The sequence below is a fragment of the Pantoea sp. ABR1s genome (assembly GCF_057812235.1).
Genome location: NZ_CM173823.1, coordinates 2104202 through 2128745, shown reverse-complemented (window position 1 = coordinate 2128745; position 24544 = coordinate 2104202). Strand labels below are relative to the sequence as shown.

The window sequence follows — 24544 nt, the reverse complement described above, 5'->3', positions numbered from 1 at the left end:
CGCCTCTGTGTTTTAACATTCACGCACACTTCTATGCTGATGCCTGATTCATTCACGCCAGCGGTTATGCTGATGACGGATGTTTGTCATCCTGATGCTCACCGTCCCGCCATCAGGTTTGATAACGAAAATGCCGCTCTGACCATCTCATCCAGAATGACATGCTTCACTGAGCCAGACTCGCCTGACTGCCTGACCTGAATGGCAACGCTACGTGAATTCTGAGACTGCCGCGTGGCCCTTGGGTCGCAGAATTTGCCACAGTGCGTCATTTCAACCTGCGCTTCCTGCCCATATCTTCAGCCATTCGTGAAAATCCCCGTAGCCACATGACATCAGATTTCATGCACGTTAAAGTTGCTGGCTTCCACTGTTTCAACGACGAGAAAAAATGAAACGCTTATTTGTCTATGGCACGCTCTGTCCGGGCCGCGAGAATGCCCATATCCTGGAAAATATTGGCGGAGAATGGCTGGCCGGTTCTGTGAACGGTACCTTCTATCAGCGCGGCTGGGGCGCAGCGGCTGATTTTCCGGGCATCGTTCTGGATGAGCATGGGCCCGACGTGCCGGGTTATCTGTTTCTCTCCGACCAGCTGGACGCCCACTGGCCGATGCTGGATGCGTTTGAAGATGGCTACGATCGCGTCGAGGTTCGCGTTTCTGCCGAGGATAATCGGCAATACAGTGCGTGGATTTATCAGCTTCAGCCGCAGGAAAGCCGCTGAGCTATTACCGCTGAACGTTTCCTGCATCAACCCTGCTTTCCTGCATTGGGATGCGCGCGCCCTGCTCTTGTTGCAGGCTTCTGACGCAGCAGGACGCGCTTATGACCAGTATTAACCAGGCGTGCCTGGCTAGAGAATTGAATGCAACAGTCTGATTTAAAGCGGTATAATGCCTGCGCTTCACGCTCAGGCCATTGCTGGCCATTTTTACAAACCAACCTTTCCACTCTGCTGACCTTATTTTCCTGCAAGACAAATAAATGGGCACGCTGCCTGATTCTAAATTTAATTAAGATCTAATGTATGATGTAACTAAAATAAGATTGTCCGCTCTGGTCCCGGCAAGCGCTCTCTTAGCCCCACCAGCCAGCCTTGTTATATCGGGTTAATCTGGCCAGCGCTGATGTGGAAACAGTGATACCCGAATATTAAACAGATGGATTAAGGGCGCAATAGCCACACTCTCCTCTCGGGCGATCGGCTCCAGTCTTAGCAGCAACAGATCCAGCTCTTCCAGCAGATCCTGATGTGGCGCTAACTGCAGCGATTTCATCTTGCGCTTCAGGTATAGCGCCAGCTCGTGAAACATCTGACCACTATCAATCTGATGACTCTCCAGCACCTCACGATAACGTGCGTAGAAGTCATAACAGTTGGCGCCCAGCCAGGTTTCAGTAATCAGATACCCCCCCACCACGATATCCGGCACCGGATCGAGCCTTTTACGCGGCAGAATGATATTCACCCGGTCGAGCATCCGCGCAATAAATTGCTGCCGTGACAATAGCGTGGCGGAATTGCGCTCCACCATTTTAATAAACCCTAACAGATCGCGCAGTCCCCGTTGCACCGCTCTTCTGGCTATCCATGACGGTCGTTTGTTGCGGATCAACGCCGTCAGCACTACCGCAAACATAATCCCCACCATCGAGGAGATGGCCGCATTCAGCGTGACGATCAGATTCGGGACATAGTGATGGCTTAAGCCGATAAAACCGGGGATCTGGATGGCGACACTCAGCCCTACCAGATTGGTCGCCGGATTGGCAATTACCAGGCTCAGCAGCATCAGACCGGGCAGCAGTATGATCATCAGCGCCTGTAAGGTATTGGCCTGCGGGATCAGAAAAGCGATGTAGAACAGGCTGACCACCAGCGCAATCATCACCCCTTTCACGAACAGCTTCATCGGCGTTACCGGGGAATCGACACCAGCAAAAAATGAACTGATAATCGCCGCCATTAGAGGTGCATTCGCCCCATCGGCCCAGCCGCTGCCGATCCAGAACAGGCTGGAGAGGAAGGTCGCCAGAAATGCCGTCAGCGCGGACAGCCGTAACAGTCCCTTATCGATATGCCGGTGTTCCCGGATATTGCGGATCGCCGCCCCATCCCCGTGGCTGTAGAGATCCCCTGCGCGCGCACTGACATTCTCATAAGCATCGGCAATGCGCACAAAGTTAGCCAGCCGCTCAAGCAGACCAATCAGCAGCAGGCTCTCTTCGGTTGCCAGCAGCCCGGCCCGCCATTCGTGCTCCAGGGTTGCCTGACTGGCAGCAATCGCTTCACGCAGTCCGGCAATATCGTTAATCCGATCGTGATGCAGCCACAACAGGAACTGCTGAAACACGTCGGTGACGCACGGCGGAAAACGAATATTCAGTTCGGCCAGCACACCCAGCCGTGATTCAATCGCCGTCAGTGTCGGCAGCAGATAAGTCAGATGCTGATACTGTACGCTGACCAGACGGATGACATTACGCGCCGCTTCGCCCTCATAGACGCAGTGGGTCAGCAGCGTTTCAACATTCAACGGATAACCCGCCATCTGAATCAGGATATCTTCGCGCTCCAGCGATTTGTTCTTTGCCATTCCGCTGATCAGTTCATCACAGAGTTTGCGCGCGTTCTGAAACCAGAGATTAACGCTCTGCCCCAGCAGATGATGCATCGAAACCGGAAACACCAGCCGGTGAACCAGCGTGCTGCAAAGGATGCCCAGCGTAATCTCCTCAATACGTGAAACTACGGTGTTGATGATTGCCAACGGTGACTCCACGTCAGGAAATCCCATAATCGCTGCGCTGTAGCCGGCCAGCATAAAGATATAGCTCTTCGGCGTGCGGTCATGCAGAGAGAGCCAGAGGCAAACCGTTACCCACAGCGATACGCACAGGCTGAACAACACTGGCGACTGCACCGTTTCGGGGTAGATCAGCAGAATAAAGATGCCGCCCAGCAGCGTGCCCAGCAGGCGAAACAGCGATTTCGAGACGGTCGATGCTGCATAGAGTTGCGAGGTGACAAACACCGTGGTGAGCGCCCAGGCGGGTTTTTCGAAGTTAAGAACGAGCGCCACAGAGAGTGCGATAAACGCGGCAAAGGAGGTTTTGCAGGCAAACAAAACCGCGTTTTTGGTAAACCATTTCATCGAATGAGAGCAACCAGGAACTTTCTGAGGCGCGTATCCTGACAGATGCGCCTGCGTTTTACTCTCAGTTAAATTTTACAAATTATTACCGGCCGCATCAGGCCGGTTAAGCCCCTGCTGGCGCACCAGCGCACGGCGCTTATCCAGTAAAAAAGGGCGCAGATAGCCTACCGTGTTCGAGAGCAAAATCACCTCTTCGCCAAGCTCAATCCTCAGCACATCTGTCAGGTACGCTTTGCGCTGAGTCATTCGCTGCCAGAGATCGGGAAAACGACACGCCAGCTCATCACGCAACGCCGCGTCCGCCAGTCCGACCGTATCCTCGATACTGCAACCGCCATAACCCGGCACCGACGGGATAATATCGATCTGCAGCAGCATACCGCTTTTCAGTGTCACGGCTGAATCGGGATAGATGGGCGAGCTTAGCCACTCCTCGTCAGCCACCAGATGCCCCGGATTAAGATGCCAGCCATACTGCGCTTTCGGCAGCACCGTTTCGATAAGCGAATAGAGTTCGCCGCCGGTGATCCCGATCCGCAGCTGCTCCAGCCAGCTGACCACCGCGTGATAATAGGGGATCGCCAGCCGGGTCAGCCAGTCGGAAACGTTACACTGTAACTCAGAAGCTTCACTGACCACGTAAGCCGAGCGGCTGGTCAGCCCGCCTTTGTAGCCGGTGGTAAGAGAAAGCTTGTCGCCTGTCGCAATCCGTTTATCAGACGGATAGAGCCGGGCCTGGGCGAAACGATCACCGGTCGCGGCAATCGTCACCACCGTGTTTGGCTGCCCTTCTGCGTTCAGACGTGCGCCTAACGCCTTCTCTGTGATGCCCGGCGCTACGCTATCCAGCGCAGCCAGCATCGCGGTTGAAGCAAGATTGGCCCCCGCCTCATAAAACGCCACTTCATCGGCGCCGTTAACGCAGCGTGCACCGTTGTCAGGCGAGATAAACAATCCGGTGGCGTTTACCAGTTGTGCATCGCCTCCCGCTGCCTGCGCCGCCGCGGCATAGATGAACTGCGGCAGATCAAACATCCCTTGCTGCCTGCCGGTAAATAACTTCCAGCCCACCAGCCCGGTGCGTTCTCCCGCCACTATCCCTGCCTCTGTTAACAGCTGATCCAGGGGCTGCTCCCCGCGCATAGGCTGGTTGGGCAGAGAAAAGACCGCCGCATGCAGACAGCGTCCCGGATTGCGGGCAAACGGCACCAGCTTGAGGTTCTCATTACCCATGATATAGGTGAGCTCGCCCTGCTGAGTCACCACCAGCAGCGCCTCCTCGAAGCGCGGAATGAATCCCGCCAGATATTCAAAATTGCTGCCGTGCTCTTTGTCGGCATAGATAATCAGTTGCGCAATCTGCTGCTGCTGCATCCGCTCAATAATGGCGGCCAGACGGCGATGCAGTGTTTCATCAGACATCACAGGGCTGGCAGCACCGGGAAATGCCGGCGGTGACGGGATTGTTTCCAGGGCATAGCGATTGGCATCCATAACGCACTCCAGTGGCCAGATTGACGGGGTTTGATTTCCATTCCCAGGGTAAACCTGAGCTTTAGCCTGTAGGGTGCCACAATCACACAACTTACTCGTTGCGTGTTATCAAAAGAGGGACATTCACCTGTAACAGAGACAAAGAAGCCCGCGCTAAACGGGCTCTCTGTGTTATTTGATGGGCACGCCTGCATTCTCCAGCGCTTCAGCCTTTTCGGGATATAACTCCGACGTTCCGGCATTCATAATCACCGCTCCACAGCGGATGCAGTGATCGCCCTTTACATCTGGCACAACGTCCTCCGGATTACCCGTATTAAGACTGACGTCGCGCGTGGCGTACACAAACGCCTCTCCTTCACATCCCGGACACTTCATACCATGACTCTCCTGTTAAGCCTGTCAGATAAGCATAGCCGACAGGCTTTTAGCCATACACATGAGGAGAGGTTTTTCAGGATATTGCCAGCTCATAAGCGCCATCACTCTTTGTGCCGCAGCCGCTCCAGCATAATCAGTGAATGACTAAAAATGGCGTCGGCGATGTGCTGCGGGAAATCGGGCGGCAAGGCATCGCGCACCGAGACCACTGCCTGGGGAAAGGCCTTAATAAAGAAGTCGAAGATCTGCTGCAAACTGTCACGATCAAAACTGACGCTTTTTGCCGTGGCGATAAAATGGCGCGGGAAGATTTTGTCGATCTCTGTCTTCTTCCCCTTAGTGGCACGCAGCCCCATCGCCAGTTTCAGCGCTCGCTTGTTCAGACCGGTGCCGCCCAGTACCGGATAAGCGGAGATCACATCATAAAAGGGAGTCAGTCGATAACTGCCGCCGCGCTCAATAAACAGTGAGAAGTTCTTGGCGTGACCGTCGGTTGCGCCAATCAGCCACTGAAAAACCTGGAACATCATAAAGCGATAGCGATCTTCGATGGCGTTGCTCGATCCCATCAGTATCTGCATGATCTCCGCAATGCCTGGCCCGCCATCCGACTCATATTTGGTTGAAGAAGGCAGTCCCAGCGCCTGACAGAAATCCTCCTGCGGCAGGCGAATCAACCGGGTTTTATCGCGTGACCAGCGGCGGTCGAAACGTTCTACCGCCAGGGCGCGCATCTGTCCGGCACGAATAATCGTTGCCTGCGGCACGTCGATACCGAGTGCACGGGCCAGCGCCAGACAGAGATACTCATTCTCCACACTTTCACGCATATCCAGCGTCGCGGCCGGCTGTTTAATCTCTCCGATCGGCAGCTTAATGATGTGCGAGGTGGGCGTGGCACCGGCAGGAATGCTCCAGCCTTCATCGGTCAACAGCAGTGCGGTTTTCTCCTGCGCCCCCGCGACCGAGATACGGAAATCGGTCTCTTCACGCAGCATCCCCAGCGGGATATCTGACTGATAGGCCGACAGCACGCTTTCGAGCCGGGTTTCATCCAGCACTTCATAGCGGGCCTGCAGTGCGGGCAGTGGCATATCGGGCGGCAGCAGCATAGTCGCCCCGACGCTGTCACGTCCCACTTCCTGCAACAGATCAAAGGGCTGACGGGATTTAATCTGGTAACGCGCCACGATTCTGTCGCGAATCAATGGGCTATCCGGCAGCAGGTTATCGAAGAAGTTAATCACGGCGTGTGAGGTGAGAGCCTTTACCTGCAACGGCATCGAAAGTGACAGCGGCCTGGAGAGCGGATTACTCAGCCAGCCGGTATCATACTGAAACTCATGAGCGCCGTTTCGCTGGCGGGTGAGTACGCCTACCCGCTCGCCGTTCATCCACGCAATCAGCCTTTCCATTACCACTCATCCTCATCATGCAGCTGAGGCGCACTGGCCTCCTCTTTCTCCTGAACTTCCAGACTCAGCTCCAGCGACTGTAACAGCTTAAACAGCGTTGCCAGCGAGGTACTGTCAGGGGCATTTTCAAAGTGAGAGATGGTGGCCTGTTTCAGGCCGACCTTTCTCGCCAGTTCACTCTGGGTCCAGCCATTGCGCTGACGAATGAGCTTTAGCCGGTTTGCCAGCTGTAGCGGGCTGTATATCATGGGGTGACTCCTTCTGGATCACAGGCTGTAAGCATAGCGCAGCCGTGTTATCCCCGATAGGGTATAAAATGTCATTTATCCGCTAAAGGGGATAATAATTACTTTATACCCTATAGCGGATAATCGCACAATTATCCTTTGCAGGGGATAAACAGGAACCACAATTAAAAGAGGACGAGGATGAGCACATTTACCCTTACCCAGCAGGTCAACGACGACGATCGGGAAGAGTTGCTGGCAGGACTGGGGGCTTACAACCGGCAGTTCATCAGCCGCGATAACTGGGGACCGCTGTCGGTTTCTCACAGGGACGAACAGGGAACGTTGCGCGGGGGAGTGATCGCCGCACGCAAAGGAAACTGGCTCTGTATCGATTATCTCTGGGTGGACGAAACGCTCCGTGGCAGTGGTCTGGGCAGCGCACTGCTGGAAGCCGCAGAGCAGGAGGCGGGAAAGATGGGATGTCTCTATGCGCTGGTGGATACCTTTAGTTTTCAGGCCCTGCCGTTTTATCAGAAACAGGGTTATCAGCCGCAGATGTCCCTGCCCGATTTTCCGCAAACCGGTATGCAGCGTCACTATCTGACCAAAATGCTACGGCCTGAGGCATCACGCTGACCGCAGCGCAATCAGCGTGACAGGGTCACATAATTATAAACCGGCAATGCGCCGCAGATCTGCTTCGGCACCCGGTGCCACGGCCAGGACCTGCGCGCCTTTAGTGATGCGATCGCCTTCGGTGTTAAACGGGTGGTACCAGCCGCCCGCCTCTTTCACCAGGCAGTAACCCGCCAGGCAATCCCAGGCGTGCATATAGGGTTCGTAGTAACCCACGACCCGACCGGCGGCGACCCAGGCCAGCATCAGTGCGCCGGAACCAATGCGGATAAAGTTACCGCCCGCCGACAGCAGTGCTGCAACAATCTCGCCTACCTGCTGCGGGCTGACATAGCTGTTGGCGCCAAACCCGGTAACGTGGTTTTGCAGCGTGCGTGTGGGATCGACCTGCAGACGATGACCGTTGAGCGTTGCGCCCTGCCCCAGTGCCGCCACGTAGCACTCCTGATAGGTCGGCGCGAAAATCACCCCGATGACCGGCACATCGCCGCGCAGTACCGCGACGGAAACACACCAGCTCGGCATCCCATTGAGAAATGGGCTGGTGCCATCGATCGGATCAACCACCCAGGTGTAGTCAGACTCTCCCGCCTGCAGTCCCGACTCCTCACCCAGAAAGCCATCAGCGGGAAACGCATCCCGTATACGGCTGGCGATCAGCTGCTCCACTTCACGGTCGGCAATCGACACCACATCCTGCAAATCGTACTTGGTCTCCACCACCAGCGTCTCGCGACGGTTGAAGTAAGATAACGCCGTCGCGCCACCTTCACGGGCAACGGCTTCCGCTAAAGCCAGACGCGCCATTATTTCATCATGCGATTCCATGCGAACTCCTTGAGTTAGTCAGATTAACGGGCAATCAGGGCAAGGCCCTGCGGCTTAAAGTTGACGCCAACTGTGGTGGCGAGCGGCAGACGCTGTTCCATCTGCGGATCGATAATGAACAGCGCGCCCAGTTCGGTGGCAACTTCATATTCGATATGGTCACCCAGCCAGGTGCTGTGAATGACCTCCCCCTGCAACGCCCCCTGACCGTCGCCGGACAACGTAATAAACTGCGGTCGCACCGCCAGCTGAGCACTGCCGGTTTTTGCACCGGCACCTCGTACCCGGAAGCGCTGATTACCCAGGCGGACCAGCGCGTCATCCGCATCCGCCTCTTCCACTTCACAGGGCAGAATGTTCGCCTCTCCCATAAAGTCCGCGATAAAGACCGAATTGGGTGAATGGTAAAGCGTCTCCGGCGCACCCTGCTGGGCAATATCCCCCTCTTTCATGACAATAATCTTATCGGATACCGCCAGCGCCTCCTCCTGGTCATGGGTCACGTAAACCGCCGTAAACCCGAGCCGCTGCTGCAGATCGCGGATGTCAGTGCGCACCCGACGGCGCAGACGCTCATCAAGGTTCGACAGCGGCTCATCGAGTAGCAGCACCTGCGGTTCCAGCACCAGCGCGCGGGCGACCGCAATACGCTGCTGCTGTCCGCCAGAAAGCTCCGACGGCAACCGCTGCCCCTGACTCTCCAGCCCCACCAGCTTCAGCCCCTCGCGCGCCCTGTCCTGCGCCTCGCGTTTGTTCATGCCCGAGGAAAGCAGCCCGTAGAGAATATTGTCGATGGCGTTCATATGGGGAAACAGCGCGTAGGACTGAAACACCATCGCCACGTCGCGCTCGTTGGCGGGCAGATGGGTGACATCTTTGCCGCCAATCAGAATCCGCCCTGCGGTGGGATGCTCCAGCCCGGCCAGCAGTCGCAGCGTAGTGGTCTTGCCGCAGCCGGATGGCCCGAGCAGCGTCACCAGCGTACCCGGCTCTACGGTGAGCGACAGATCCGGCACGGCAGTAAAACCGGCAAAACGCTTTGCGACATGTTCAAACACTACCGATCCGGCGTTAATGGTCGTCATACGGCTCTCTCCTGAGTCAGAGTGGATGCAGAGGGTGCGGCAATAATCACCGCCGGTTGGATTGCACGACGCAGGCGACGTTCGCCCACCAGCAGCTGGAAGAGGCCAATGATCAGCAGCATCACCACGATCAATACCGAGGAGTAGGCAATCGCCACGCCATACTCGCCGTTCTCAACCAGCCCGACAATGTACGAGGTCGCCATGTTGTACTGGGCGCTGACCAGGAAAATCACCGCGCTGATAGAGGTAATGGCCCGCACAAAGGCGTAAACCAGCGCGGCGCTGATGGCCGGTTTCAGCAGCGGCAGCACCACTTTGCGCAGGGTACGGAAACTGTTTGCGCCCAGCGTCAGTGAAGCTTCATCCAGGCTTTTATCCAGCTGGCTCATCGCCGCAATACCACCACGCACGCCGACCGGCATATTACGGAAGACAAAGCAGGCGATCAGGATCATCGCGGTACCGGTGATCTCCAGCGGCGGCAGGTTATACGCCATGACATAGCTCACACCAATCACCGTGCCGGGAATGGCAAAGCTCAGCATCAGCATGAATTCAAAGGTCTGACGACCGGCAAACTTCTGTCGCACAATCAGCCAGGCAGTCAGCAGTCCGACAATGGCCGTGAGCGGCGCGGCGATCAGGGCGATCTCCAGCGTGGTCCAGAAAGAGCTCCAGGCGACGCCGCTCCAGACCAGTTGTCCCTGATTAACGCTGACGCTAAAGGCGCGGATGTAGTGATCCAGCGTCAGGTTGTTATTCAGCCCCCAGGACTGCACAAAGCCGCCAATCATGATCATGCCGTAGATCACCAGGGTGAACAGACCCCAGGGTATTACCATGCCATAGACGCTGTAGCGCACCGGACCCGGCAGCATCACATGACGGCCGCCGTCGCCTTTGCCGGTGACAGTGGCGAAGCTTTTGCCGGAGAGCCAGACGCGCTGCACCAGAAAAGCGGCCAGAGTGAAGCCCAGCAGGATCATCGCCAGCACCGCCGCGCGACTCGGGTCGTTCTGTGCGCCAACCACGGAGAAGAAGATCTCCGTCGACAGCACGCCGTGACTGCCGCCCAGCACCATCGGGTTACCGAAATCGGCCATGCTTTCGATAAAGCTGATTAAGAAGGCGTTGGCCAGCCCCGGCGCCATCAGCGGCAGCGAGATGCGGGAGAAAGTGCGCCAGCGGCTGGCACGCAGGGTCTGTGACGCCTCTTCCAGTGACGGACTGACGCCCTCGACCACCCCAATCAGCACCAGAAAGGCGATGGGGGTAAAGGAGAGTACCTGGGCAATCCAGATGCCGGTCATGCCATAGAGCCAGCGGCCCGGCTCGATGCCGAACAGCGTCGCCAGCGATTCGGTGACCACGCCGGAGCGGCCAAACAGCAGGATCAGCGCCAGACCGATGACAAACGGCGGCGTGATAATCGGCAGAATGGTCAGCATCCGCAGCGCTTTTTTACACGGCAGCGAGGTGCGCGTCGCCGCCAGTGCAAACGCCAGTCCCAGCAGCGTAGCGCCACTGGCCGTCATCAGCGCCAGTCCCAGCGTGCGCCAGGCGGTGCCGCAGGTGCCACCGGTAAAACAGCCGAGGCTCCAGATGGCGGGATCCTGCATATTGGCAATCAGTCCGTCAGGTTTAAAACTGCCATCAATATCCTGCACCGAGGCGACAAACAGGCTCAGTACCGGATAGAGCACAAAGGTCGTGACCAGCGCCACCAGCAGCACAATCGACGCCACCACAAAGGCATCGCCTCTCAGCACGCCGCGCTCCGCCAGGGCAAAGGCGAAAATCAGCAAAAATATGGTCAGCAGCAGCAGCGCGCCCGCGCCCATCGCCGGTTGCCCCTGCGCCAGCGGGCCGGTGAGGTTCTCCAGCCATAACCAGTTCCAGCCACTGAAACCGATGGCATGCCCTTCCAGCACCAGAAACAGAATGCCGCAGGTGCTGAACAGCAGCAGCAGCGTGCTGCGGGTGCGGCCCGGGGGCAGAAAGGCGCTGCCAGCACAGAGCAGCCACAGCGCCACGGCGATGCCCAGCCAGCTGTGTAACGCGAGCTGCCCCAGCGCAGGCGCATTGTTCTCATCACCCCATAAGCTGAACAGCCAGTCACCCGAGAAGAAGCCCTGCTCCAGGCTATACCAGGGCAGCAGCGTCAGCGCGATGGCGCCCGCCAGCAGCGCGCCGGTTAAGCGACGATTGTGCGCATTCATAAATCACCTCGATCAGGAAGCGGACATCAGGCTTACGCCACCGCGGTCTGGCACAGACCCGGCTCAGGTGGCCGGGGGCGCACCACCGTTATTGTGCGCTGGCACCAATCTCTTTATCCCAGCGGCCCAGCAGCGCTTTGCGTTTTGCTGAGTCACCATAGGTTTTAAAGTCATAATCGATCAGCCTGATGTTCTCGAAGCGCGGTGCATATTCAGAGATCTCCGCCTTGCGGTTAGAGGGCAGCTGGAACGATTTCGCCTCTTTCATATGCGACTGTGCTTTAGCGCTGAGCGCCCAGTCATACCAGGCTTTGGCATTGGCCAGGTTTCGTGCCCCTTTGATGATCGACATCGAACCTATTTCATAGCCAGTGCCTTCACAGGGCGCGACGGGCTTAATCGGGAAGCCATCTACTTCCATCGCGACGGCATCATGCATAAAGACAATGCCGATGGTGGTTTCACCGCGCGCGGCGGCTTTGACCGGAGCAGAGCCGGACTTGGTATATTGCGAGATGTTGGCGTTGAGCTTCTTCAGGTAGTCAAAGGCTTTGTCTTCGCCCATGATCTGCACCAGCGTCGCCAGGGTGTTATAGGCCGTGCCGGAAGAGTTGGGATTGGCGATCTGAATCTCGCCTTTAAAGCCAGGGTCGAGTAAATCCGCCCAGCAGGCAGGCACTTTCTGCTTTTTCTCCGCCAGCAGTCTGGTGTTATAGCCCCAGCCCAGCGCACCGGCATAAACGCCCACGGTGCGATAACCGGAGATCTCCGCCACTTTTTGTGACCAGGGCTGTTGCTGATCGAGCAGTGGCGATTTATAGGCCTGGGTCAGCCCCTCTTCGGCGGCCTGCATATGCGGATCGCCGGTACCGGCCCACCAGATATCGGTACGGGGATTGCGTGCCTCGCTGCGGATACGGGCATAGGCTTCACCGGCAGAGAGCCGCACCATGCTGAGTTTAATATCGGGATGGGACTGGCTGAACAGCGTGGTCATCTGTTCGCACACCACCACATCGGCTGAGCAGATCATATTAAGATTGCCCGCCGCCGAGGCAGCAAACGGCACTATAGGGCAGACGATTACAGCAGCGAGCAGAGAGGAATAACGCATGGTGTTCTCCTGGGCTGGATGACGCAGGCGCGCCAGCTTTTGCACATGTGTGCAAACATATGTGCAGATTAGTACGGCGGCCCTGCTGCAGTGTCAATTTAGTTGTTAAGCAATTGTCAGTCGCTGTCACAAATTTGAAACCTTTCGCCCGCCTGTATTTTTTGCACAGCCTTGCAACTTCAGGCAAACTCAGTGCAGACAATGTCAGGCGAGGAGAGAACATGCAGCAGCTAAAGGCGGTGGTGAGTGCGCAGGATGTGGCTGACCGGGCGGGCGTCTCCCGCTCAGCAGTCTCCCGCACCTTTACACCGGGAGCCAGCGTGTCTGATGCTACCCGTCAGCGGGTGATGAAAGCGGCGGAGGAACTGGGCTATCACGTCAATCATCTGGCGCGCGGCCTGGTGCGCAACCGCAGCGGCATCGTCTGCTTAATTGCCTCCGAGGTGGACACGCCCTACCGTGCCAGCCTGGTGCGCTGGATGACCCAGTATCTGCAGGAAGCGGGAAAAGTGGCGATGCTGATTAACACTGACCGATCCGATGCGCGCGTTTCCGCCGCGCTGCAGCAGGCGATTAATTTTCGCGCCGACGCATCGATTATTCTCTCCGGCATGCCGGACAGCGGCATTACCCGGCTCTGCTACAAACATGGTCAGCATCTGGTGCTGATTAACCGCGACGAGTCCCTGCCCGGCACGCTCAGTATCAATCTCGACTCCCGCCCCGCCGCAGAAATGGCGGTTAACGCGTTTGTGCGGGCGGGATGCAGCCGCATCGCCTTTGTCAATTCACTGGCGGGAACGCCGAGTCTGCTGAAGCGCGAAGCGGATTTTCTGGCCGCCGCGCAAAAAGTGGGCGTCACGGTCCAGGTGGAGCGGTTCGGCACCACCTCTTACGAAAGCGGTCAGATTCTGGCCCAGCGTCTGCTGACGCGTAAAGTTCGCCCTGATGCGGTGTACTGTGCCACCGACCTGCTCGCCTGCGGCTTTATGGATGAGGCGCGTCACCGCTTTGCGCTGCGTATTCCGGACGATCTCTGCATCATCGGACACGATAATATCGCGCAGTCGGGCTGGGCCTCTTACAACCTCACGACCTTTGCACAGCCGGTGGAACAGTTCGCCCGCGATGCCATTGCCTGGCTGGTGGAGACGGAAGCGCAACCGGAGACGCTGATGCCAAAAAATGAACAGCAGCAGGAGCGGAGAATATATCCGGTAGATGTGGTCTGGCGCGGTTCGGTACGCGGCGGTTAAACGCCCTTTTTTATTTTCTTCCGCTATGTAATTGCGCCCTGAAATAATCCACAACCGATCTTACGCTTCGCTTTAAATATCCCGCCCCTGCACTGAAAAATAATCGGACGCTACTGCACAGTGTTCCGATTTTCTGTCTACGCTTTATCTGCATTATTAAGTTCTTCTGGTTTTAACTGCTCAATGAATCAGCAGTCAGATGTGACAAATATCACATTTGTGCCAGGCTTAATGTCTCAGATAACTCTGTTCAAGGAGCATACAATGGCTACACCAACTAACAAGACGCTCGATCTGGATCAATTTCCTAAACCTCCTTTTGAGGACCAGCCACAACAGGCGCCAGGCCTGGCCAGCAAAATGATCCCGGTTCCCGACCACGGTGAAACCAGCTATCGCGGCACGGGCCGACTGACCGGCCGCAAGGCGCTGATCACCGGCGGTGACTCCGGTATTGGCCGCGCGGTGGCTATCGCTTATGCCCGTGAAGGCGCAGATGTGGTGATTAACTACCTGCCGGAAGAACAGCCCGACGCCGATGAAGTGATTAAATTAATCGAAGCGGAAGGCCGTAAAGTTTTTGCTATTCCGGGCGACATTCGTTCTGAAGAATTCTGTCAGCAGCTGGTCAAAGAGGCAGCCGATAAATTAGGTGGCCTGGATATTCTGGTTAATAACGCCGGTCGTCAGCAATTTAATGAGTCCATCCGGACCCTGAGTACGGAAGATTTTGACGCAACGTTTAAAACCAACGTTTATGCGATGTTCTGGATCACCAAAGCGGCGCTGGAATATCTGCCACGCGGTGCGTCCATTATTAATACCTCGTCCGTACAGGCGTTTAAACCCAGCGATATTCTGCTCGACTATGCGCAGACCAAAGCGGCCATCGTCGCCTTTACCAAATCCCTGGCGAAGCAGCTGGGTGGTGACGGTATCCGGGTTAACGCCGTTGCACCAGGGCCGTACTGGACCGTGCTGCAGTCCAGCGGCGGACAGCCGATGGAGAAAGTGAAGCAGTTTGGTGCCGATACACCGATGGGCCGTCCGGGCCAGCCGGTTGAGATCGCCCCACTCTACGTTACCCTGGCCTCAACCGAGAGCAGTTACTCATCCGGGCAGGTCTGGTGTTCTGATGGCGGCACCGGTACGCTGTAATCTCACTCAGGTGGCCGCATAACGCGGCCATTTTTTTGTCCCGCTTTTGCCCCGCTGAAGAAACCTCGCCACCGTGATATAAGGAAGCAGATTATGGAAAACCCGATCTTTCATTCGCCGGTCAGAAAAGAGGGCTTTGCGGGCCTGGGTGATTATGCCGCCATTGGTGAAGGCCGTTCTGTTGCGCTGATTGCGCCGGACGGTTCCATTGACTGGTGGTGCGCGCCCAATCTCGACGCAAAGCCCCTGTTTGATCGCCTGCTTGATGCCGGACTCGGTGGTTACTTCCAGATTGTCCCGCGTGCGCCTTATCAGGTCTCACGCCGCTACCGCGATAACAGCAACGTGCTGGAGACCCGCTTCGAAACCCGTGACGGCACCGTGCTGCTGACCGAATCGATTAACAGCACGCTGGCGGGCCGTCTGCCCTGGTGCGAACTGGCTCGCCGCATAGAGGGTGTCAGCGGTGAAGTGGAATTAGCGATCACCCTGCGCTTCGGCACCGCCGCCGAAACCCGTTCACCGTGGGTGGCCGATAATGAGAAAGGCAAGGTGTTTCACATCGCGGAGATCATGGCGATGTTGCGCACCAGCGAAGATATTCAGATCACAGAGCTGGATGACGAGCAGGTCTGCGCTACGCTGCGTACCTATGCCGGTTCCCGCTCGCTCTGCGCGCTGCTGGTGACCGAGAAAGAGCCGCTGGCGGTGCCGCCGCTGGAGGCTATCGATCAGCGGATTGAAACCAGCCACACCGGCTGGACCAGCTGGGTGGAGAGCCTGAGTTATGAGGGCCGCTACCCGACGCTGGTGAAGCGCTCAGCCCTGTCGCTGAAGTTTCTCTGGTACTCCCCGACCGGCGCGCTGGCTGCTGCTGCCACCACCTCCCTGCCGGAGGGGATCGGCGGCGAAAAAAATTATGATTACCGCTACGCCTGGGTGCGCGACGCCTGCCTGATTATTAAAGCCTTCGTCTATCTCGGGGCGCTGGAAGATTGTAAGGCGGCCTTTTCCTGGCTGTCGCAGACCATCATGCGCCATGGCGTCAGGCTGCGCGCCTGCTATGCCCTGAATGGTGATGAGGTCCCCGCTGAACGTTATCCGCCGCTGAGCGGCTATCAGAACTCTCAGCCGGTGCGGGTCGGCAATAATGCCCGCGACCAGCTGCAGCTCAGTATGTATGGCGACATGCTGGTGACAGCCCAGCATTTTATCGAGGCGGGACACGTGCTGGATATCACCACCTCGCGCATGCTGGGCGAGCTGGCGAACTGCTGCGCCGATCACTGGCGGCAGAAGGATTGCGGCATCTGGGAGCTGCCGGAGTTGCAACACTACACCCACTCCAAAATGGCCTGCTGGATGGCGCTGGATCGGGCGGTGGCGCTGGCAGAAAGCCAGCATATCGAACCGACCTGGCTGGGACGCTGGCAGCGGGAACGTGACCGTATCCGCGACTGGATTGAGTCGCACTGCTGGTCAGAGCAACAGCAGGCTTATCTCTTTTACGCCGGCAGTGACGATCGCCTCGACGCGTCGCTGGCGCTGGTTCACAGCTACGGCAACGCGGTCAATCCGCAGCGGATGCTCTCGACCTACCTTGCTATCCGGCAAAAACTGGGTGACGGCAGCGCCATGCTCTATCGCTACAGCGGGGTCAGAGAAGAAGAGAGTACCTTTCTCGCCTGCGCCTTCTGGCTGGTGGAAGCCTGGGCAGAGATGGGTAAGGCAGATGAGGCAGAACAGGCGATGCAGGAGATTCTGGCTACGCTGAACGGCCACGGTAATGTCGATATCTTCAATGAGATGTATGACGTCCGCAGCCAGAGCTGGCGCGGCAATATGCCACAGGGGCTGAGTCATCTGGCGCTGATCTGCGCGGCGCAGGCGCTAGCGGGATCGCAGGCCCCAGCGTGATGTGAGATGTTGCGCTTAGAAAGTGGCGAATCCGTGCCCTACTGCAGCCTGAAACGCGGATCGAAGAAAAATGGCTCCACCACCACCTTACTGATGATGCCAGCCGCTGCCGGATGACGGGGATTGAACAGCGCATTCCACTCGCCGGTCAGCGTGCTCGGTACCTTCAGCACAAGGCCGTTATCCGGGCTGGCAAGCCAGTCGTCACCAATTTGCCGCGTGGACGATGGCGCGGGATCGGCCTGCCAGTCATCGGGTAGTGCCGCCAGCGAGAGCTCTGTAATCAGCGATTCAGGGACGCTAATCGACAGCATTGAGTAGTCGTGTGACAGATCCTGAATGGTGAGATGAACCAGCGCCTCAAGTACACAGAGCGCCCGGCTTGATCCCATATAGACACAGACCGTTCCCACGGAATTCCAGCGCCCCCCGTAAGTGCGGGCACCAAAACCATCAAAGGCGGTTATCGCATACTCACTCTTCACCAGGCGAAAGAAACGTACCGCCATCAGGTAATCACGCCATGCTCAAGCTGGCCAATCAGGTTAATCACCGCTTCTGCACCCGCCACCGTGGTGGTCATCTCCGCCGGTTTCTTACCGCCCAGCGCTTTGGCGGGCGTTTCCAGCCACTGCACCAGACGCTGCCTGTCGTCGCGGAACAGTTTGCTGGCGGCAGAGAGGACGCGGATCAGCATGTAGATCCGTCCGCTCTGATCGGGCGAAAAGGTCTGCTGCGGATCTTTAACTTTGCGGTTGTAGGTGGTGCGATCAATGCCCGCCAGACGGCACAGCCAGCCCTCGTCAAAAGTAGACAACGACGCCGTGCGTTTCAGCACGCCGCTGCTGAACCCTACCGCAATACGCTGGTGCGCATCAGGCAGTGTTTCCGGCAGATTCAGGGCATGCAGCAGCGAATTGTCGCGACGATGCTGAGCGGGTGTGTAGATGGCGATAGACATAGCAGCCTCCTGTTCATTTGATTTTTATTTTAGCGCAAATGAACAGGCGGTGCCAGCTTTACCCCGTCGCTGAGCAAGCGTGATGCCTGTTACTCAGGCTTCTCCTGCTGTAACGCCTGCAGAATCTGCCACGCCGCCTTTATACGCAGCGGATTAGGGTAATTCTTGTTGGCGAGTATCACGATGCCGCTGTTCCTCTCAGGAATAAAGGCGATATAGGCACCAAATCCATTGGTTGCACCGGTTTTATGCACCCAGCTGGCGCTCTGCGACGGCCCGACCGGATTGAGCAGCGTTGCCGGGCGGGGTTGCAGCGCAACACCATTATCGCTGTCACCCATCAGCGTGTCGGCAGTCACCGGCCAGTCGTAGATCTCCCAGCCCAGTCCCTGAAACAAGGTGCCGACTTTGAAGTAGCGCGCCTGCGCGGTGCGAATGGCATTACGCAGCACGGCATTCCCCGAAGAGAGGCGGTTAGGATCCACATTTGCCTGCATAAAGGTGAGCATGTCACGCGCGGTGGATTTAACGCCGTAGGCTTCTGCATCCAGCATGCCGGGTGAGACCCGTACCGGCTGGCCATTTTTATAGCCCCAGGCGTAGTCCAGCATCATCGAGGGCGGCACGGTGATATAGGTGCGCGTCAGACGCAGTGGCTGAAACACATTTCGCGCCATCGCCTGCTCATAATCCCCTTTCACCATCAGCGAACCAAACAGACCGATGCTGGCGTTAGAGTACTGCCGGAGCGTGCCGGGCGCTGCCTCTGGCTGCCATTCCTGATAGAAACGCAGCAGCGAAGCCTGATCGGTGACATCATCCGGCAACTGTAGAGGCAGGCTGCCCGCGGTATAGGTCGCCAGATGCAGCATCCGCACCGGACGCCACTGCTCACCGGTCAGCTGCGGCCAGTACTTCTGCACCGGATCGTTAAGGCGTATTTCGCCGTTGCGGATCATGACGCCGGCCAGCGTGCCGGTAAAGGTTTTGCTCACGGAACCCAGCTCAAACAGCGTGTTTTCCGTGACCCGGCGGCGTGATTCGAGATCGGCCACGCCGAAGTTCACAAACTGCGCCCGGCCTTTGTAAAGCACCGCCACCGACATGCCGGGGATCTCCTGCTGCTCCATCAGCGGTTCGATCGCGGCTTTAACCAGAGAAGTAACCTGCTGTGAAGAGAGATCGGCGGCGACACAGCTGGCAGAAAGAGAGAATAACGAGAGATAAAACAAAGACTTTTTCATTGGCAACTAAGGGATTCTTCACTGAATTAAATTATTTACACTGGTCGGCACAGGCCTGCACGCACATCTGAGCCTGAGAACTGCAGCCACCGTTGTCCCGGGTGTTGCAGTGCGATTGTTCTGTGTAGCAGTTGGTCTGACAGGCGGAGACATCGCAGCGGGCAGCGACGGGCGTCAGCTGTGCCAGGGGCGCGCGGGCCGGAAAAAGCGGTGCGGGCTGAGCGAAGGCGCTGCTGCCCAGTAATCCGGACAGCAGCAGGCTGATGATCATTTTCATAAGAGTTCTCCAGAGGGACGCTGCACTAAGTATGGCCAGTCTGGCGCGCCCCGTCAGAGAAATCTAATCAAATTGAGACCACAGGGGGATGTTGAGTGACATTAATCACGCCACGGCTGTAGATATCGTTGAGCCGGGCAATGTAACGCTGGGTGTCATGCTGATCTTTGATGCGCAGAATCGCCGCCTCACCTTTCTCCTGCAGCATCTCAGGACGGTCGATAATAGCGAGCAGTATCGATTTCAGCCCCTCCACCAGCGACTGACGCAACTGCGTTTTCTGCTCTGGCGAGGTAATACTGTATTCACGGTCAGCGTTCAGCGGACTCGCAATCACCCAGCCTGCGCTGGCGGGATTAATCTCTGGCAACGCGCGCACGTTGCTGGTGATCACCGGGCAGCCGTTAGCCTGCATCTCCAGCACTGAGAAACCGTACGTCTCCTGCCAGGTTGGTAGCAGTCCGGCATCGCTCTGGCGGAACAGCTGCATCAGGGCGCCGTTATCCATCTGTGAATGATGCGTGAAGCAGCGATAGCGTTTGATGCGGTTCTCAATGCCACTACAGAACGTCTCATCATCCTGGAACTGGCGGTGCGCCACGTTACGACGCTTGGCGAGATCGCCAATCAGCTGCACATCCAGCTGCGACTCTTCCAGTTTGCGCTCTTCAATCAGCTCACTGATCGCCAGCACGACTTCAGCCCCGCCTTTGCGGTAGAACTCGTTACCGGCAAAGGTCAGTTTCAGAATACCGGTCTGACGCGGCGTTTTCTGCTGGACAAACAGCTTCTGCGGCGGATGCAGCACCAGGGTTTTACGGCGGATTTGCTGGGCAATATCAGGCCTGAACAGTTTCATCTGAATGTTCAGGGTGGCATCTGAGATGGCAATCAACCCCAGGCAGTTATCTTTTAACAGATAAGGAATGAGGCGTTTCAGCTCGGGGTTGTCCTGCTTGGCGACGCCCGCCACCGGCAGCACACGCGGCAGCTCCGTTTCAAACGACGCGACCCACTTCTGAGGGGTTATCGCCACTTCATTGAACAGATGCAGGATGTCAGCCCGCGATGCCCCTGAAAAAGGCACAGGCTGAAAGACAAAGGTTTTATTTTTTTTGAGCAATCGGGTTCGTAACGGATTAATAAAGTAGAACAGATTGCTCTTTTTCAGATTGATATATTCGTTATCCGGATTAACTAAGATATTACGCTGCTCCGGATACTGGTTATTCGTGATTCCAATTTTCATGTTCGCCTTCCAGAGTCCTTGTGTCCGGAGTGATCTATATCACGTGATCGTGACTGGCGGGTCTGAGCAATATCCTAAAAGCCCGTAATGACGCGGTCTGAACGCTTTTGCTAATGATTGCGCACGGTGCTAAAACAGACACAGTTGTGTCTGGTTATGAATTTGCATTTTTTATTAACAGGTGTGTTTAACTGTGTCAGGCTAACCCCTTATTGAATATAACGATTATTTCCCGGGAAATATTCGCGCCAGTTGTTATGTAAATGTTTAATTAATTGTCAGGAATATTAGCGAAGCGGATGAGGATTTTAGTTAATAACTTTTAAAGTAATAAGAATGACCATGCTGAAAAGTGCCCGGCGCGTTCCACTGGCTGATGATTAACACAGACACAGACGGGCGATAATGAAACAAATGATGCAGTACGGTTATAGCCGCACCCTTTTTGCACGCCCGTTTGCCACAATTCAGTGCAACTGATTAAGAGGAAGGCGGGAGTCAGGTGCCCCCATTATACATTAAGCCTATGATTTACATTGTTATTTATATGAAACTCTCTACCACCATCTCTCTGGTACAAAAGTTGCAGGAAGTGACGTATGCAGACAGGAGAGCATTATGAAAGCAATCGTGATTGGTGGCGGTATAGGCGGCATGAGTAGTGCCATTGCGCTGGAGAAATCCGGAATTGACGTTGAGGTCTTTGAAGCCGTAAAGGAGATGAAGCCCGTCGGCGCGGCGATTTCCATCTGGCCCAACGGGGTTAAATGCCTGAATGCGCTGGGCATGAAAACCGCGCTGCGTGAGCTGGGCGGGAACATGGCCTATATGGCCTATCACGATGGCACCACCGGCGCGCCCCTGACCCGCTTCAGTATGGCGCCGCTGGTGCAGCAGGTTGGTGAATATCCCTGTCCGGTGGCGCGGGCAGAACTGCAGGCGATGCTGATTGATACCTTCGGGCGTGAACGGGTGCAGTTTGGTAAGCGGGTGATCCAGGTCGAGCAGACCGGTAGTGGCGTGATTGCCACCTTTTCCGACAACACTCAGGCCACCGGCGATTTCCTGATTGCCGCCGATGGCACCCATTCGGTGATCCGCGAGTATGTGCTGGAGCAGAAGCTGGAACGACGTTACGCCGGTTACGTTAACTGGAATGGCCTGGTCACCATTGATGAGAAGATTGCGCCCGCCGATCAGTGGACCACCTTTGTCGGTGACGGCAAGCGGGTGTCGCTGATGCCGGTCAGCGGCAATCGATTCTACTTCTTCTTTGATGTGCCGCTGCCGAAGGGACTGCCGCAGGATCGCAGCACGGTGAAAGCGGACTTAACCGGCTATTTTCAGGGCTGGGCGGAGCCGGTACAGCAGCTGATCGCGGCAATCAATCCTGACACCACCAATCGGGTTGAGATCCACGACATTGAACCTTTCAGCCGCTTTGTTAAAGGACGTGTGGCCCTGCTGGGCGATGCTGCCCACAGCACCACGCCCGATATCGGTCAGGGCGGCTGCGCGGCGATGGAGGATGCCGTGGTACTGGCCTCGACGCTGGCTTCTCATTCACTGGGTATTGAAGATGCACTGCTGCGCTATCAGGCGCGACGGGTTGAACGGGTAAAAGATCTGGTACTGAAAGCGCGCAAACGCTGTGACGTCACCCATGCGCGCGATCCGGCGATCACGGCAGAATGGTATGACTCTCTGAAAAGCGAAACCGGTGAACGGGTGCTGGCCGGAATGTGCGAAACCATTGAAGGTGGCCCGCTGGGTTAACACGAATAAAACCGGGCTGCCAGCGCGACCAGCGCGTGACAGCCCGTTCTGCTATGACTCCGCCAGACCACGATTTTTCAGCATGGGCTCCAGCTGCGGAGGCCCGCCCCGCCAGCTTTCATACAGTGTTTTGAGATCGCTGCTGTTCCCCCGCGACAGAATTTTCTGTCGGAAGAGGTCGCCGTTCTCGCGCGTCAGTCCGCCCTGTTCCGCAAACCACTGATAGCCATCGTCGGCGAGCATCTGCGTCCAGATATAGGCGTAATATCCTGCTGCATAGCCACCGCCCCAGATGTGCTGGAAATAGCTGGAGCGATAGCGCGGCGGCACCGCCGTCAGCGCCAGATTATCGCTCTGTAACGCCTGCTGCTCGAATCCCTCCACGCTTTGCGGCGCGGAATCACGGTTAAGGCTGTGCCAGTGCAGATCCAGCAGCGCGGCAGCCAGCAGCTCGCTCATCTCGTAGCCTTTGTTAAACGTGGCGGCCCGGACGATCTTTTCATGCAGCTCAGCGGGCATCAGCGCCTGAGTCTGATAGTGGCGGGCGTAGTTGCGGAACACCGCTGGCTCGCTGGCCCAGTGCTCGTTGATCTGCGAAGGAAACTCAACGAAATCGCGCGGGGTTTCCGTTCCCGACAGGCTCGGATAGCGCTGGCTGGCAAACAGACCGTGCAGCGTGTGACCGAACTCGTGAAACATCGTGATGACGTCGTCCCAGCTCAGCAGTGCCGGTTCACCGGCTGGCGGTTTGGTGTAGTTACAGACGTTGTAGATCACCGGTTTGCTGTCGAGCAGCGTAGACTGGTTGACGAAGTTGCTCATCCAGGCGCCGCCGCCTTTGCTGTCGCGCTTAAAGAAGTCGGTGTAAAACAGCGCCAGCGGGGTCTCATCGGCGTCAAAAATCTCATAGACCTGGACGTCGGGATGGTAAACCGGCAGATCCTGTCGCGGCGTGAAACGGATGCCATAGAGCTGCGTCGCTGCCCAGAACACGCCATTCTGCAGCACCGAGTTCAGTTCAAAATAGGGCTTAATCTGGTTCTCATCCAGATCGTAACGGGCACGCCGCACCTGTTCGGCATAAAAACGCCAGTCCCAGGCCTGCAGGGTAAAATCGCCCTGCTGCTGGTCGATGGTCTGCTGGATAGCCGCCGCTTCACGCTCCGCACGACCGCGCGCGGCAGGCACGATGTTATGCATAAACGCCAGCGCCGCCTTAGGCGTTTTGGCCATCTGATCCTGTAGCTTCCACTCGGCATAGCTGGCAAATCCCAGCAGCCGCGCCTGCTCGGCCCTGACCTGCGCCAGACGTAATACCAGCTCGCGGGTGTCGTTCTCATCGCCTTTTTCAGTGCGCGTCACGCCCGCCTTAAACAGCGCTTCACGGGTTGCGCGATCGGCCAGGCTCTGTAGTGCGGGTTGCTGGGTGGTGTTTTGCAGCACCAGCAGCCAGCGCTTTTCCAGTCCGCGAGCCTGCGCTTCCGCCTGCGCCACCGCCAGATCGGCCGGTGAGAGTCCCGCCAGCTTCTGCAGATCATCGACGACCAGCCCGCCCGCTTTAGTGGCGGCCAGCAATTTGTTGGTGAAGCGGGTACCGAGGCGGGCCGCATCCTGATTCAGTGTCTTGAGCTGCTGTTTCTGCGCTTCCGGCAGATTAGCCCCCGCCAGTTGAAAGCGCTGCCAGATCACCTCGACCAGCCGTTTTGATTCGGCATCCAGTTTAGCGCGCTGCAGATAAACCGCATCGAGCCGCGAAAACAGCGGGCGATTAAGCATGATGTCATCGTTGAGCGCGGTGAGCTGAGGCGCAATCTCCTCATCCACCTGCTGCAGATACGGGCTGGTATGCGCCGAGGTCATGGCACTGAACACCAGATTCACCCGGTTGAGCAGTTGTCCGCTCCTCTCCAGCGCCTCATAAGTGTTGAAAAAGCTGGGCGCGTCGCTGTTCAGTGCGATCGCCTCGATCTCCTGACGCTTCTCCTCAATGCCCGCCTGCAGCGCGGGCAGAAAATCCTGCTCCTCAATCTGGTCAAAAGGAGGAGTCTGGTAAGGCAGTGTGCTGACGCTAAAGAAGGGATTCTGACGGGCGTTCATGGTTCGCTCCTGGTGGGCATCGCAAAGTCTTATCCTGACAGGT

Annotated in this window: 21 protein-coding genes; 6 read left to right on the top strand and 15 right to left on the bottom strand. The window is 57.0% G+C overall.

Going from position 1 to position 24544, the window contains the following annotated elements; genetic code table 11:
- The first annotated feature begins 391 nt into the window (after positions 1–391).
- Entirely contained in the window at positions 392–727 is a 336-nt protein-coding gene (locus ACXKZD_RS09950; protein WP_022625647.1) for a gamma-glutamylcyclotransferase family protein, read from the top strand.
- 385 nt (positions 728–1112) lie between these two features.
- On the opposite strand, the gene ACXKZD_RS09945 is transcribed toward ACXKZD_RS09950, so the two are convergent.
- The 5 genes from ACXKZD_RS09945 to hipB all read right to left on the bottom strand — a co-directional run bounded on the left by ACXKZD_RS09945 (position 1113) and on the right by hipB (position 6699).
- Entirely contained in the window at positions 1113–3158 is a 2046-nt protein-coding gene (locus tag ACXKZD_RS09945; RefSeq protein WP_488981571.1) for an FUSC family protein, read from the bottom strand.
- A gap of 75 nt (positions 3159–3233) precedes the next feature.
- Positions 3234–4655, bottom strand: coding sequence for a M24 family metallopeptidase (locus ACXKZD_RS09940; RefSeq protein WP_192033668.1), 1422 nt, complete (start codon positions 4653–4655; stop codon positions 3234–3236).
- A 171-nt stretch (positions 4656–4826) separates the two neighbouring features.
- Positions 4827–5033, bottom strand: a complete 207-nt coding sequence (locus ACXKZD_RS09935) for a type II toxin-antitoxin system MqsA family antitoxin (protein ID WP_010244885.1) — start codon at positions 5031–5033, stop codon at positions 4827–4829.
- Between the two features lie 104 nt (positions 5034–5137).
- Positions 5138–6451 (bottom strand): type II toxin-antitoxin system HipA family toxin, encoded by a 1314-nt coding sequence (locus ACXKZD_RS09930; RefSeq protein ID WP_033771787.1) that lies wholly within the window; start codon positions 6449–6451, stop codon positions 5138–5140.
- Positions 6451–6699 (bottom strand): type II toxin-antitoxin system antitoxin HipB, encoded by a 249-nt coding sequence (gene hipB / locus ACXKZD_RS09925; RefSeq protein ID WP_192033669.1) that lies wholly within the window; start codon positions 6697–6699, stop codon positions 6451–6453. The genes ACXKZD_RS09930 and hipB overlap by 1 nt, the downstream gene beginning before the upstream one ends.
- Positions 6700–6879: 180 nt before the next feature.
- On the opposite strand from hipB, the gene ACXKZD_RS09920 reads away from it, so the two are divergent.
- Positions 6880–7317, top strand: coding sequence for a GNAT family N-acetyltransferase (locus ACXKZD_RS09920; RefSeq protein ID WP_443485013.1), 438 nt, complete (start codon positions 6880–6882; stop codon positions 7315–7317).
- A 33-nt stretch (positions 7318–7350) separates the two neighbouring features.
- On the opposite strand, the gene ACXKZD_RS09915 is transcribed toward ACXKZD_RS09920, so the two are convergent.
- The 4 genes from ACXKZD_RS09915 to ACXKZD_RS09900 all read right to left on the bottom strand — a co-directional run bounded on the left by ACXKZD_RS09915 (position 7351) and on the right by ACXKZD_RS09900 (position 12566).
- Positions 7351–8145, bottom strand: a complete 795-nt coding sequence (locus ACXKZD_RS09915) for an inositol monophosphatase family protein (RefSeq protein ID WP_033767265.1) — start codon at positions 8143–8145, stop codon at positions 7351–7353.
- Positions 8146–8168: 23 nt separating this feature from the next.
- Positions 8169–9230 carry an ABC transporter ATP-binding protein gene (locus ACXKZD_RS09910; RefSeq protein ID WP_033757668.1) on the bottom strand — a complete coding sequence of 354 codons (1062 nt, stop codon included), beginning with the start codon at positions 9228–9230 and terminating at the stop codon, positions 8169–8171.
- Positions 9227–11452 (bottom strand): ABC transporter permease, encoded by a 2226-nt coding sequence (locus ACXKZD_RS09905; RefSeq protein WP_488981570.1) that lies wholly within the window; start codon positions 11450–11452, stop codon positions 9227–9229. The genes ACXKZD_RS09910 and ACXKZD_RS09905 overlap by 4 nt, the downstream gene beginning before the upstream one ends.
- An 88-nt stretch (positions 11453–11540) precedes the next feature.
- Complete coding sequence (locus ACXKZD_RS09900; RefSeq protein ID WP_033779163.1) at positions 11541–12566, bottom strand: ABC transporter substrate-binding protein; 1026 nt, start codon at positions 12564–12566, stop codon at positions 11541–11543.
- A 221-nt stretch (positions 12567–12787) separates the two neighbouring features.
- Between ACXKZD_RS09900 and ACXKZD_RS09895 the strand changes: the two genes are divergently transcribed.
- The 3 genes from ACXKZD_RS09895 (at position 12788) to ACXKZD_RS09885 (ending at position 16897) form a co-directional block, all read left to right on the top strand.
- Positions 12788–13822 carry a LacI family DNA-binding transcriptional regulator gene (locus tag ACXKZD_RS09895; protein WP_022625638.1) on the top strand — a complete coding sequence of 345 codons (1035 nt, stop codon included), beginning with the start codon at positions 12788–12790 and terminating at the stop codon, positions 13820–13822.
- Positions 13823–14086: 264 nt separating this feature from the next.
- Positions 14087–14980, top strand: coding sequence for an SDR family oxidoreductase (locus tag ACXKZD_RS09890; protein WP_010244858.1), 894 nt, complete (start codon positions 14087–14089; stop codon positions 14978–14980).
- Positions 14981–15073: 93 nt separating this feature from the next.
- A complete protein-coding gene (locus ACXKZD_RS09885; RefSeq protein ID WP_488981569.1) occupies positions 15074–16897 on the top strand; it encodes a glycoside hydrolase family 15 protein in 1824 nt (607 codons plus the stop codon).
- 38 nt (positions 16898–16935) lie between these two features.
- Here the strand turns inward: ACXKZD_RS09885 and ACXKZD_RS09880 are convergent, their stop codons facing one another.
- The 5 genes from ACXKZD_RS09880 to ACXKZD_RS09860 form a co-directional block, all read right to left on the bottom strand.
- On the bottom strand, positions 16936–17406 hold the full coding sequence (locus ACXKZD_RS09880; RefSeq protein WP_033757682.1) for an RES family NAD+ phosphorylase: 471 nt from the start codon (positions 17404–17406) through the stop codon (positions 16936–16938).
- Positions 17406–17858, bottom strand: coding sequence for an Xre family toxin-antitoxin system antitoxin (locus ACXKZD_RS09875; protein WP_010244850.1), 453 nt, complete (start codon positions 17856–17858; stop codon positions 17406–17408). The genes ACXKZD_RS09880 and ACXKZD_RS09875 overlap by 1 nt, the downstream gene beginning before the upstream one ends.
- Positions 17859–17947: 89 nt before the next feature.
- Positions 17948–19102: a class C beta-lactamase gene (gene ampC / locus ACXKZD_RS09870; protein WP_488981568.1), complete on the bottom strand. Its 1155-nt coding sequence runs from the start codon at positions 19100–19102 to the stop codon at positions 17948–17950.
- A gap of 31 nt (positions 19103–19133) precedes the next feature.
- Positions 19134–19379 carry a hypothetical protein gene (locus tag ACXKZD_RS09865; RefSeq protein ID WP_022625634.1) on the bottom strand — a complete coding sequence of 82 codons (246 nt, stop codon included), beginning with the start codon at positions 19377–19379 and terminating at the stop codon, positions 19134–19136.
- 67 nt (positions 19380–19446) lie between these two features.
- The gene (locus ACXKZD_RS09860) at positions 19447–20628 is read right to left on the bottom strand and encodes a glycosyltransferase family 4 protein (RefSeq protein ID WP_488981567.1); all 1182 of its coding nucleotides are present in this window, start codon (positions 20626–20628) and stop codon (positions 19447–19449) included.
- 618 nt (positions 20629–21246) lie between these two features.
- Between ACXKZD_RS09860 and hpxO the strand changes: the two genes are divergently transcribed.
- Positions 21247–22404, top strand: coding sequence for an FAD-dependent urate hydroxylase HpxO (gene hpxO, locus ACXKZD_RS09855; RefSeq protein ID WP_010244840.1), 1158 nt, complete (start codon positions 21247–21249; stop codon positions 22402–22404).
- 51 nt (positions 22405–22455) lie between these two features.
- Here the strand turns inward: hpxO and dcp are convergent, their stop codons facing one another.
- Complete coding sequence (gene dcp, locus ACXKZD_RS09850; RefSeq protein ID WP_488981566.1) at positions 22456–24501, bottom strand: peptidyl-dipeptidase Dcp; 2046 nt, start codon at positions 24499–24501, stop codon at positions 22456–22458.
- Between the last annotated feature and the right edge of the window lie 43 nt (positions 24502–24544).